The 13239-nt window shown below is 32.3% G+C and carries 11 protein-coding genes; 10 read left to right on the top strand and 1 reads right to left on the bottom strand.

Annotation, left to right across the window (positions count from 1 at the left end):
• Positions 1-607 precede the first annotated feature (607 nt).
• The 10 genes from ABF633_RS14540 to ABF633_RS14495 all read left to right on the top strand — a co-directional run bounded on the left by ABF633_RS14540 (position 608) and on the right by ABF633_RS14495 (position 10234).
• Positions 608-814, top strand: a complete 207-nt coding sequence (locus ABF633_RS14540) for a DUF1657 domain-containing protein (RefSeq protein WP_415524612.1) — start codon at positions 608-610, stop codon at positions 812-814.
• Positions 815-901: 87 nt separating this feature from the next.
• Entirely contained in the window at positions 902-1762 is an 861-nt protein-coding gene (locus ABF633_RS14535) for a DUF421 domain-containing protein (protein ID WP_415524611.1), read from the top strand.
• Between the two features lie 14 nt (positions 1763-1776).
• Positions 1777-2256 carry a stage V sporulation protein AC gene (spoVAC, locus tag ABF633_RS14530; RefSeq protein WP_415524610.1) on the top strand — a complete coding sequence of 160 codons (480 nt, stop codon included), beginning with the start codon at positions 1777-1779 and terminating at the stop codon, positions 2254-2256.
• Positions 2257-3258, top strand: a complete 1002-nt coding sequence (gene spoVAD / locus ABF633_RS14525) for a stage V sporulation protein AD (protein WP_415524609.1) — start codon at positions 2257-2259, stop codon at positions 3256-3258. It begins immediately after the preceding gene.
• Positions 3259-3312: 54 nt separating this feature from the next.
• Positions 3313-3666, top strand: coding sequence for a stage V sporulation protein AE (gene spoVAE, locus ABF633_RS14520; RefSeq protein WP_415524608.1), 354 nt, complete (start codon positions 3313-3315; stop codon positions 3664-3666).
• A 97-nt stretch (positions 3667-3763) separates the two neighbouring features.
• A complete protein-coding gene (locus ABF633_RS14515) occupies positions 3764-3970 on the top strand; it encodes a DUF1657 domain-containing protein (RefSeq protein ID WP_015614484.1) in 207 nt (68 codons plus the stop codon).
• A 264-nt stretch (positions 3971-4234) separates the two neighbouring features.
• Positions 4235-5155 carry a metallophosphoesterase family protein gene (locus ABF633_RS14510; protein ID WP_415524607.1) on the top strand — a complete coding sequence of 307 codons (921 nt, stop codon included), beginning with the start codon at positions 4235-4237 and terminating at the stop codon, positions 5153-5155.
• Between the two features lie 64 nt (positions 5156-5219).
• Positions 5220-5594 (top strand): L,D-transpeptidase, encoded by a 375-nt coding sequence (locus ABF633_RS14505; RefSeq protein ID WP_415524606.1) that lies wholly within the window; start codon positions 5220-5222, stop codon positions 5592-5594.
• A gap of 413 nt (positions 5595-6007) precedes the next feature.
• A complete protein-coding gene (locus ABF633_RS14500; protein WP_415524605.1) occupies positions 6008-6910 on the top strand; it encodes a DMT family transporter in 903 nt (300 codons plus the stop codon).
• 546 nt (positions 6911-7456) lie between these two features.
• The gene (locus ABF633_RS14495) at positions 7457-10234 is read left to right on the top strand and encodes a cation-translocating P-type ATPase (RefSeq protein WP_415524604.1); all 2778 of its coding nucleotides are present in this window, start codon (positions 7457-7459) and stop codon (positions 10232-10234) included.
• Positions 10235-10385: 151 nt separating this feature from the next.
• Here ABF633_RS14495 and ABF633_RS14490 read toward each other — a convergent pair whose 3' ends face one another.
• Positions 10386-12917: a glycoside hydrolase family 31 protein gene (locus ABF633_RS14490; RefSeq protein WP_415524603.1), complete on the bottom strand. Its 2532-nt coding sequence runs from the start codon at positions 12915-12917 to the stop codon at positions 10386-10388.
• Positions 12918-13239 lie beyond the last annotated feature (322 nt).

Below are 13239 nucleotides of genomic sequence, written 5' to 3'. Positions count from 1 at the left end.
AAATTCAGATGGGGTAAAAGAATCCCCACCTGAATTAAGAACTTGCTTCAATAAACGAATAAGGTTGTTCTCAAATTTAATGAATATTTATTACTTTTGAGACAACTTTTATTTTTTGATGAAATTAGCTAGTAATTATTTGTTATGCACAAATTCCTTTTTATCCGATGACTACCATCCGTAATACTCCCAACGCACACAGTGAAAGCGATTCACACAAAATCGAAGATTTTGGTTCTCTGCTTTTCTATCAAAGTGGGAGATAACGGCTGCTACGTCCCTGGATAACGATTTACCCTAAAGGACAACGATTTCTAAGTATCGAAAATACCGATACTAAGAACTCTGTTAGTAAGTTTCAGCTGGAGAAAAAAACTCCACCTGAAACAAAGAACTCTGTTTATAAGATTACTAGTATTACCCCTATATAATTGGTTTTAGTTTATTATAATGTCAATTGCCAAAACTATATTATATTGGATAATTTTACCTATTAATGTAAGGATAACTTACAAAGCATGTAAAATATAACAAAATAAAAATAGTAATACTTTTTTGGATTTTTGATAATAATAATTTTAGCATGATATTCAGGGAGTTGATAATAATGACAGTAGGAGCTAGAGTAAAGCAAACCTTGGCTGAATTAAAGGGAATTGAAAGTACACTTAGAACTTATTCTGTGAAGAGTAAAAATAAAGAGGAAGTTATAGCTTATAAAGAAGCTCTTAAAATTACAGAAGCAGTTACTAAAAATGTTGAACGTAGATTAAAAAAGATAGAATTTGAAGAACCTCAATACAAAGGCAATTAAGGTATCTTAAAAAATATCAAGTTTAACAGTTAAAATTGACTGATTATTTATATAAAGATACAAGATACCTGGGAAGGAAAAAAGGCTATGCAAAATTGGATTATAGTACTTTTAAGATCCGTAATTTTATTTTTCTTAACTTTAGTGATAGTTAGAATTATTGGTAAGGTAAATTTATTAAAGATAACACCTTTTAGATTTGTAAGTTATATTGTAATCGCTATTATTACAGCATTAATTTCATTAGGTATAGTACCCAATACTATTTTTGCACTTATGATATTAGCAGTTTGGATTGCATTTTCTGTAGCGCTGGATTATTTAGCAATAAAAAGTAATTGGGTACATGATTTCATAAATGGCAGAGAGACTATATTAATAAAAGATGGAAAAGTTATGGAAGAAAACCTGATGGAAGTAAGATATACAGGTGAAGAATTATTAAGAGAATTGAGATCAAAGAATGCCTTTAATCTGGCGGATGTGGAGTTTGCTGTAATGGAATCCACTGGAGAAATAAATGTACTATTAAAGTCGGATAAGAAACCTGTTACTGCTCATGACTTACAAAGAGAGGTTGCACCTTTGTCTGAACCGGAAACAGTAATATTAGATGGAAATATTTTGGACGAAGCTTTAAAAAATAGAGGTTTGAATCGAGAATGGCTGGAAGTTCAATTATCAAATTTTGGGGTATCACTGGACAATGTATTTATTGGTCAGGTAGATTCTTCAGGGGATTTATTTATAGATGTATTTGATGATTCTATGCATATTACCCAGCCTCAGGTCAAACAGCTGCTTTACTCAAGTATGGCAAAGGTTCAGGCTGATTTATTTGCCTTTTCCTTGGAAACAAAGGATTTAAGAGTTAGAAAAATGTATTCATATAATGCTGATAGGATAAAAAGAATTATGGATAAATTAGAACCATATTTATTACGTTAGAAGGTGACAAATTTATGTCTAATATGAAAAAGAAAAAACTCACTCCTGTAGAACAGGAATATCAGGATTTTGCATCTGATAGAGAACCTAAGCGGCCGGTCATAAAAAATTGCATCAGGGCTTTTTTAGTGGGAGGTATCATATGCACTATAGGCCAAGGGTTACAGTGGTTTTTCATAACATATTTTAATTTTACAGAAAAGACAGCAGGAAATCCTACAGCTGCTATTTTAATAATAACTTCTGCACTGCTTACTGGTCTTGGAATTTATGATCATATTGCCCAGTGGGCTGGAGCAGGTACTGCTGTGCCTATCACTGGATTTGCAAATACCATTGCTTCCGCTGCTATTGAGCATAGAACAGAGGGCTATGTACTAGGCGTAGGCGGTAATATGTTCAAACTCTCTGGGTCGGTAATTGCCTTTGGGGTTTTCTCTGCTTTTGTTGTTGCTATTGTAAAAATACTTATCATGTGGTTAGGTGGGATGTAAATGCTTAAGGGACATCAAACATGGGTTTTTGATTCTAAACCAGTGATACTATCTTCTGCTGCTGTAGGAGGACCATTTGAAGCGCAGGGTGCATTGGCTGATGACTTTGATATTCTTCATGAAGATGTATGGATAGGTCAGGACAGCTGTGAAAAGGCAGAAAAAAAATTGCTGGAAGAGGCCTGTGAAACAGCCATTAATAAAGGGAATATGAAAAAAGATGATGTTCAATTCTTTATAAGTGGAGATTTAATGAATCAACTTATATCCAGCAGCTTTACTGCACGTACACTGGGAATGCCTTTCCTAGGTATCTTTGGAGCTTGTTCAAGTTCCATGGAAGGTCTTGCACTGGCTTCACTGCTGATTGACAGTAAGTCAGCAAAGTATATTGTAACAGGTGCTTCCAGTCACAATATTACCGTTGAAAAGCAATTCAGATATCCTACAGAATACGGAGCACAAAAACCTCCAACTGCTCAATGGACTGTAACAGGTGCTGGAGCATGTCTGGTAGGTGAAGCAGGTGAGGGACCGAGAGTAACCTGTGCTACTATTGGAAGAGTAGTAGATATGGGCATATCAGATCCCTATAATATGGGAGTGGCCATGGCACCAGCAGCGGTAGATACCATAGAAGCACATTTCAGGGATTTAAATATAGATCCATCCCATTATGATTTAATTGCAACAGGAGATTTGGGAAGAGTTGGTCATAGAATCGCTGGTGACCTATTGGAAAAGCATGGATTGAAAATTCCGCGAGATATACTTACAGATTGTGGTCTATTGATTTATAAAAAAGATCAGCCTGTAATAGCTGGAGGCAGTGGCTGTGCTTGTTCAGCTACTGTTACCTATGGTCATTTACTTAAACAGATGAAAAAGGGAGAATTAAAGAGAATACTAATTGTTGCAACAGGGGCGCTATTATCACCATTGTCCTATCAGCAAAAGGAAAGTATTCCCTGTATTGCCCATGCGGTATCTATAGAGATGTAAAAAGTTGATATTTTTATGGCTTTTAAGGTGTTTAAAGTGAGGTGTTAATTAAATTTGGGAATTTTTATTTGGGCCTTTATTATAGGCGGACTTATATGCGTTATAGGTCAAATAATGATGGATGTTTTTAAACTTACACCTGCTCATACAATGACTGCATTTGTAGTAGGAGGAGCAATATTAGGCGGCTTCGGTTTGTATGACCCCATAGTAAAGTTTGCAGGAGCAGGTGCTTCAATACCGATATGCAGCTTTGGCAATGCATTAGTCAAAGGTGCTCTAATGGAAAATGAGCAATATGGTATTATCGGAGTGCTTACTGGCATATTTGAAATTACAAGTGCTGGCATTTCTTCAGCTATAATATTTGGGTTTATAGCTTCATTAATATTTAAGACTAAAGGTTAATATGGGGTAGATAAATATTTTTAAGCTTATTGTATTTAGAAGATTACAGTATATAAAGATTTTCTTAAGCTTATTTTATTGAAGGGAGGTGAGAATTATGACAGTAGGAACACAGATGCAGCAGGCTATAGCCGGCGTTCAATCAGCAGCAGCTACAATGAAGACTTTTGCATTACAAACAGAAAATGAAGCTGCAAAAAAAGATTTTCAACAGTTAGCTAAAACTTTTGAGGATTCATTACAAATTTTGAATGGAAGATTGAAACATATTCAAGAAGAAGAACCTCAGTATACACAACAGTAAATATAGAAATTTTAATCCTTAATTTGGTAAGCAGTCCCTATATTAGTACTGATGCATTTATAATTATAATTGCTGATAGCCGTAAATAGGGAATTTGCTTGCCGAATTTAAATTTATTTTTAACACAATTGATTACAAGGATATTGGGTAAGATTCAAAATAGGCTAAAATTACAGGGAATAAGCTATAATGAATACAAACATTAAAACGTTCAGATATACAGTTCTAAATAAAATATTAAAAAAAGCAATAATATTTTTTCTAATGATAATAATCATTTTTCAGGCAGACTATAAGGGTAATCCACAGAGGATTCAATTAAAATTTAATTCTACAGGTCAATTTAAAATTATACAATTTGCAGATCTACATGAACATTATTCAATCAATGAAAAAAATATAAAATTTATAGAAGATACATTAAATTCTCAAAAGCCAGATCTTGTTATTCTAACTGGAGATAATATAGATGGGAGATATTGTTTCTCAAAAGAAAGTGTTAAAAAGGCCATTGCTGATATTGCAAGGCCTATGGAGGAAAGAAAAATTCCCTGGGCAGTAGTTTTAGGAAATCATGATAATGAATTTTCAAGGGTAAATAGAAGCGATCAGATGAAAATATATATGTCCTATGAGCATAATCTTAGTGAAGCTTTTTCAAGTGCAATAGGAAGGGCAGGGGACTATAATATTCTCATAAGAGATTCTAATAATATAAAGCCTGCATTTAATATTTACCTACTTGATTCTGGTAATTATTGTCTAGGCGGTTATGGATACATAAAACAGCAACAAATAAATTGGTATAAAAAATTATCAGCTGAATTAAAAAATAAATATGGAAAGGTTCCATCTCTTATGTTTTTTCACATTCCACTGCAGCAGCAATATAAAGTATGGGAAAGCGGAAAAGCTATAGGTGAAAGAAATGAGAAAGAGTGCCCGCAGAAAATTGATACTGGATTATTTTCAGCTTTAGTTGAAAATGGAGATGTAAGAGGTGTATTTGTAGGGCATGATCATAGGAATGATTACTTGGGAAGTATTAATGGTATTACTTTAGGATATGGGCGCTGCACTGGTGATGGTGGCTATGGGAATGAGTCCCTTGAAAGAGGTGCAAGAGTATTTATAATAAATGAAAATAACCCGGAAGAATTTAAAACTTATATAAGATTAGAATAAATCTCACTTTCCTATAGCTATAGTAATATAATAATTTATATAGCAAGTTTTAGGAGATAGTAGAATGGTTTTTTATCCAGTTCGGTATAGTGAAGGCTATTATAGAGCAACATATACGATTACAATAAATAGAAATGCAAGAAGTTTGACTTTATATAAAGATAATAAATTTTATAAACTTTATCCTGTAGCAGTAGGAAAAGGAGCTACTCCTACACCAGCGGGTACATTTAAGATAATAAATAAGCAAATAAACCCAGGTGGACCTTATGGAGCTAGATGGCTTGGACTTAGTGCAAGAGGTATTGGAATTCATGGTACAAACAGGCCCGGTTCTATAGGTGGACCTGTTTCTCATGGATGTATAAGAATGTACAATAAAGATGTAATTGAGCTTAGTAACTTGGTTCCTGTGGGAACTGTGGTTAAGATCATCTAAGGAAAGTGAACTAGTTTCAGCAAGCTGAAACATTGGTAAATCAGGTGGGGAGTCTACCCCACCTGATTAGAAAATCCCACCTTCGCTTCGCTTAGAGGTGGAGGTCTGAACCTTTCAGTCAGGAAAAGATCAAATTTCAATTAGTAATAGTGAGAAAGTACGAATTAATAAATGGCAAAATTTAAAAATTACAAATTTAAATGTTAAAATACAAAGCCTAAAATAAAAGTAATATTGCTACATAGTATTACTTTTTTTATGTATTTTTATAGGCATTTTTCTATATGTTATAAATTCTGTGATAAAATAATAGTAAGAATAACGCTATTCTTTGAAGTAAAGGCTAAATTAAAATTTTAATGAAAGGTGGCTAATCTTAGTGAGAAACATATAATTTCTCACTAAAACATAAAATGAAAAATAAAAAAATGGCTTATTTATATCTTATTATAACCTTTTGTGCTTGGGGTAGTTTATATGTGGTTGGTAAATTTGTAATGGGAAAAGTCCCTGTTCTTATGATTTCTTCTGTACGATATATAATTGCGGGAATAATTCTATTTTTTATAATGAGGCATACGAAGACTAAAAAAATTGAAAAACAGGACTATAAATATGTTTTTTTAATAGGATTTATAGGGTATTTTATGGCTACGGTAGCACAATTAATAGGTGTAAAGTTCTCTAATGCGTCCCTTGCCTCGCTAGTTAATTCGGTGAATCCAATTACGATCATGTTGTTTGCAGCAATTATACTTAAAGAAAAATTAACTGTGAAAAAGATAATTTGTATTATTTTAGCTATTGTTGGTGTACATACTATCATTGGTGGTTCAAATGAAAGTGGACAAGTAATCGGAATTTTGATTTCTCTATTTGCAGTGATATCTTGGTCACTGATATCTGTCATAGTTAGGAGAGTTACTCAAAAGTATGATCCTATTCAGATTACTACCTATGGTATTATTATAGCAGCTGTGAGTACCTTACCATTTTCTATTGGTGAATTTATAATAACTCCTAATATTAAGATTGATTGGACCGTTGCGCTATCACTGATTTATATAGGGGTTGTCTGTACTGCTCTTGCCCATTTTCTGTGGAATAAAAGTCTATCCATGATAGAAGCAGGTGCTTGTTCTCTTTTTTATCCTGTACAGCCAATGATGTCAGTTTTCCTTGGTTGGATGTTTTTAGGAGAAAATATTAATATAAATTTTGTTATTGGTGCGATTTTAATCATTGGCGGCGTTGTGTTCAGTGTTATTGGAAAAAAAGAAGAAATAGTAAAGAATGAAATTGAAGAGAAAATATAAATTTATTTGATGATAAAATAAATGCATCATCTAGTAATAAAGATATTTCATTAGTTTTGAAATATGATAAAGACAATTTAGAAAAATAACTTAATAGGTTATTTTATACATCATAATATAAATATTATTATTATATATTGACATTTAATAATTTTCCCTTTATAATTTTAACTGTATTTAAGTATTATATGAATAATTTAATGAAATTGTTAAAGGGGAGTAACTACCCGTAAGGGAGATAAAGTCAACATCCTGGTTTTTATAACCTGGCTTTATCATGACATTTGTCACTGTAAGACTTTTAACACAACAAAACACTTTTATTAGTGTGGTTGTGTTAAAAGTCTTTTTTATTTGATGGCTAGTCAGAAATAGCAAAGGCATGTTATTAAATAAAGATTTTAAATTTTTTATTGAAAATTAGAAAAGGAGGGTATATAAATATTTATTTAAAGAAAAGTAATAATGAGACATTTAAAGTATATAAGATTATAGCAGATAAATGATAATTCCTAAACATAAGGAATATTTAATGGAGGGGGAAGTATGGAGATTTTTCAAAAATCAAATAAAGAAATATTAAATGAATTTAAGGTAGATGCTTCTAAAGGTTTAACTGAAGAACAAGTATTGGAAAACCAAAAAAAATATGGTAAGAATCAATTCTCTCCATCTGAAAAAGTATCTATTATAAAAAAAATATTGGAGGCATTAAAAGAGCCAATGATATTTATTCTGTTAATTGCTGCATTGATAACTATTGGAATGAATTTATATAAATATTTTCAGGGGCTTCGTGCTGAATTCACAGAAAGTATAGGTATATTAATTGCCATAGGACTTTCCGTAGGTATTAACATTGTTATGGAAGGAAGATCACAAAAAGCTTTTGATACATTAAATAATATAAATGAGGATATAAAAGTAAAAGTATTGAGAGGCGGAGATATCCAATATATACATAAGAAAGATGTGGTAATAGGGGATATTGTAAAAATTGACACTGGGGATAAAGTTCCTGCTGATGGAAGACTGATAGATATGCTGCAGCTGAAAGTTGATGAATCTATGCTCACAGGAGAAAGTGCTCCCGTTGACAAGGATAGTGACATTATTATTAAAGAACCTAAAACCAGTCTATCTGAACGTAAAAATATGGTTTTTGCAGGTACCTTTGTAACATACGGACAAGGTACTATAGTTGTTACCTCCATTGGTGATAAAACAGAAATGGGAAATATTGCAGAGGAGCTTAAGAGTACTGAGACAAAATCTACTCCACTGCAGGAAAAATTAGATAAGCTTGCTAAATCCATAAGTTTATTAGGAATAATTGCAGCTGGTTTAATATTTTCCTATGAATTATTTAAAATTTATACAAGTAACAGTTTGTCTTTTGACACTGTTCAGAATGCATTTATGACGAGTATAGCTTTGATAGTAGCTGCAGTGCCCGAGGGGCTGCCTACCGTAGTTGCTATAACACTGGCCTTAAATATAATTAAAATGGCAGGAAGCAATGCTCTTGTGAGAAAATTAGTTGCCTGTGAGACTATAGGAAGTATAAATGTGATTTGTTCTGATAAAACAGGAACTCTTACTAAAAATCAAATGACAGTAATAGATATATGGAATAATGGTGATTTATTAAAGCCATCAGATTTAAAAAGTAGATTCATGATTGAGAATTTTACAATAAATAGTACTGCAGATATTAATATACAAGAAAATAGCGTAAAATTTATAGGTAATCCCACAGAATGTGCATTGTTAAAAGCTTTTAGTGAAACAGACTGTTCAAGAGAACCAGCACAATGTAGTAATTATTCTTCATCAGGTACTATATGTGAGGCAAAATGCCGTGATTACGTATCTGATGGCAATAATGAAGTAGCTGTAGATTACACTGATATAAGAAATGCAGCTGAGGTTATATACCAGTATCCATTTAGTTCAGAAAAGAAATCAATGACCACAGTTACCAAGGAAGATGGAATATATAATGTATATACAAAGGGTAGTCCGGAAAAGGTCATTTCATTATGCGATAAGATAATAATTAATGATGAAGTACAAGATTTTACAGATGAATTGAAGGAAAAAATAAATAACGAAATTATAAAATTGCAGAAACAAGCAAAGAGAATACTTGGATTTTCCCATAGAAATATTGATGAAGTAAAGGGAGAATGGAACAAAATACAAAATGAAATAGAACACAGCATGATTTTTGATGGATTTGTCTCAATAGCAGATCCACTAAGAGATGATGTATATGATGCAATAGAAAAATGTAAGAGCTCTGGTATAAATATAAAAATGTTGACGGGAGACAATATTGTAACTGCCACTTCTATAGCAAAGCAATTAAATATGGTTAATGAAGACAGCATAATTGTTGAAGCACAACAAATAGATGAAATGTCTGATGAGGAACTTCTAAAAATATTAGATAAGATAGTAGTGATTGCAAGAAGTAAGCCTCTTACTAAAATGAGAATAGTAAATCTTCTAAAAAAGACTGGTAATGTAGTAGCTGTTACTGGTGATGGTATTAATGATGCACCAGCCTTAAAGAATGCAGATGTAGGGATTGCTATGGGTATAACTGGTACAGAAGTTTCAAAGGAAGCAAGTGATATTATTCTTCTGGATGATTCCTTCTCAACTATTGTTAAGGCAGTAGAGTGGGGACGGGGAATATATGAAAACTTCCAAAGATTTATACAGTTTCAATTGACAGTAAATTTGATTGCTGTGGTTACAGTAATTGTCTGTGAAATACTGGGGAAAGAGCTTCCATTTACTACTATACAATTGTTATGGGTAAATCTGATAATGGACGGTCCTCCAGCATTATCTTTAGGGCTTGAAGCTTTAAGAGAGCATCTTATGGAAAAAGAGCCGGTTAAAAGAGATGCTAATATAATAACAGGTCATATGCTTTCACGTATTATAGTAAATGGTGCTTTTATAATTATTATGATGATGCTCCTAATAAATAATAATGTTTTAGGTGGAAGTGCTCAGCAGCAAAATGGTATAATATTTACTAGCTTTGTATTATTCCAGCTATTTAATGCTTTCAATTCTAGAGAACTAGAAGATGAAAGTATATTCAAGAATTTATTGAAAAATAGAGCTATGCTGTTTATGATAGGGCTGACCTTTATGCTGCAGATAATAATAACTCAATTTGGTGGAGAAATTTTCAGAACTGCACCATTATCTCTTACAATGTGGTTAAAAGTTATAGGATATACTTTTACAGTTGTAATATTCTCAGAATTAATAAGATTTTTCAGAAGAACATTTTCTTTTTAATTACTTTCTAAAAAGGGAGCTGTCCTCACAATACATATATTGTGAGACAGCTCCTTAGCCTATTCTACTATTAAAATTTGATTTTTTGTAGTTGAATGATGCTGTTCTCAAATTTAATGGATATTTATTTTAACACAGCTTCAAAATTATTTTACTGATGAATTTTTACCTTGTGGTTTTCATCAACTGGAATATGAACATACAATGTTTTACTGTTTGTGTCATAGAAATAAGAACGATTTGTATTGTTCATGGCATCTATTGATTGAACGCTTGTATATTTTTCATTAGCTGCTTCAACTTTAGATGGATTATTAACATTATTTAATTTTAATGTATATTGTTGCAGGCTTGAATTATAGTTTTGTTTTACTTTATCTTGAGAGAACTCAATTTCATTTCCTGCTTGTTTTACATCAAAATTTGTAACATTATATTTTCCGTTATTGTGATCAAGTGTTTTGCCATCATCTTCATAAAAACTGTAGTTTGCTTTGTTATCTAAATACGTATTAAGAATCAAGTTTGTTAATGGTTTTTCTCCTGTGTACTGTTGTACATCACGGGTTGGGATGATAGAGTCTTTTTTAATGAATATAGGCATATAGTCTAATGGAGCATCAATTGTAATTGTTTGTCCACCTTTGTACTCTTTATTATCCCAGAAATTAACCCATGTTTGTCCTTGTGGCAAGTATACGGTACGAGATGTTTTTCCCTGCTCAACTACTGGTGCAACCATCATGGAATCTCCAAACATAAATTGATCGCTTATATTGTACGTATTAGGATCTTTCTGGAACTGATATACCAATGGCTGCTGTACAGGTGCACCTGTTTTTGCAGAATTATTAAATGCATTATAAAGGTAAGGAAGTAATTGATAACGCATGTCAATATATTTTTTACTGATATTTTCTACATTTGTTCCAAATGACCATGGTTCTTGCGTATAATTTCTGTCACTTACTCCGTCATAGTGAATACGTGAGAAAGGCAAGAATGATCCAAGTTCAATCCAACGTGCAAATAGTTCAGGAGTAGCTTCTCCAGCAAATCCACCAATATCATTTCCAACAAAAGAAGCACCAGATAAACCAAGATTCATATTCATTGGTAGAGACATTTGAAGGTGTTCCCAATCGCTTACACTATCTCCAGTCCAAATAGCTGCATAGCGCTGAGTTCCAGCATACATATCTCTTGTTAAAACAAATGGTCTCTTATTGGAGTTGTTTGCTGCCCATGCATTATAGGTTGCTAGATCTTCAAAATGACCATACATATTATGGAATTCTGCAGAAGTGGTTTTATTATTATTATCATCTAATCCAAAAGCATCCAATGGCATAGTATGATCAAATCCTGGATCATTATTGAATACAGCAGGCTCATTCATATCGTTCCAAATACCATCTACACCTGAATTAAGAAGGGAAGATGCTATATTCGTTGACCACCAGTTACGTACATCACTTTTTAAGAAGTTAGGGAAAGCGGAATCACCAGCCCAAACAGGACCAATAAAAGTACTTCCATTTGCGTTTTTAACCCAGTAGTCATTAGCTGTTCCTTGATTGAATATTGAATAATTAGTATCTTGTTTAACACCAGGATCATTGATGGTTACGGCGTGGAATCCAGGCATAGCTTTCAATTTATCAAGAGCATTCTTGTATGCATCATTGAAGGTAAAGACTCTGTAGCCATTCATATAATCAATGTCAAAATTCATAGTATCCAGTGGAATGTTTTTAGATCTATATGTGCTGGCAACATTATCAATTTGATCAGGTGTATATCCCCAAGCACTTTGCTGTAAGCCTAAAGACCATTCTGCTGGAAGATTCATTTTTCCTGTTAATTGTGTGTACTGATCAAGAATATGAGATATGTCAGGACCATACATAAAGTAATAAGTTAATGTTCCGCCATTTGCATAGAAATAATAATAATCATCTGATTCTTTTGCCATATTGTAATAAGAACGGTAAGAGTTGTCAAACAGCATACCATATGCCTTTCCATCTTTAAGTCCCATAAAGAAAGGAATATCGGTATAGACATACTTAGTATTGTTGTCATAAGCATAAGCATCTGTGTTATACATACCCATGCTTGTACCACGCTTGTTTAAAGTGCTTCCAGTTTGTTCACCAAAGCCATAAAAATTTTCATTTTTATCAGTTTTCTTGAACACATAAGGCTTTCCATTTTCATAACCAGATGTTGCACCATTTTTCATATAGTCTTCAGTTACTACATTGCCTTTATCGTCAAGAATTTTGATACCAAAAGGTTTTTCATTAACTACAACACTGATTTTACTTGTCTTTATAGTGTATTGGCCATTTTTTTCTTTTGCATCAAATTGAGGAGTAGCCCAATCTGTTTTCTGAATGGCTGGTGTATTTTTCTCTTGTTGGCCATTAGGAAGAATAGACACCTTTACCATATCTGGAGATAACAAATGAATATAACCAGTATAGTTACCAAGATTAAATTTGACACCATCTTTGATTTTTTCAGCGCTTACGGAAGATAATTTTTCCAAATTATTTTCATTTAAAGCAGTATCGGGTTCAGGCTGCGTTGCAAAAGCAGTAGTAACAGTTGAAAATCCAATGAGTAAAGCAAGTAATAAGGTTACAACAGCCTTATACTTTCGTTTAAAAATAGACATTACATACACCTCTTTATATATTATTTTCATTATATACATACGTGAGTTTAAATATATTTTCGAGGTATATTAACTTTTTTGAAAAAATATTTACCTTTTATTTCGCATATTGTCATTATTTATAGTGTAATTACTATTTTTAGTTTAATTTTGACATTTTAATACATTTGTCATATCCATTTGTTTAAATATATTTGATTACTTATCTCCTTGCTTTATTGACATGGGGTAAAAGAAAGTTTATGATAAAATACACTATCTTATCTGTTGCTAAAATTGCTTTTAGTAGATTATTAATAAATTTTTAATTACTGCAAATATT

Origin of the sequence: Clostridium sp., assembly GCF_047718555.1 — a bacterium.
Taxonomy (GTDB): Bacteria; Bacillota; Clostridia; order Clostridiales; family Clostridiaceae; genus Clostridium_I.
The sequence above is the reverse complement of the archived record's forward strand: the minus strand, read 5'-3'. Positions and strand labels throughout refer to the sequence as shown.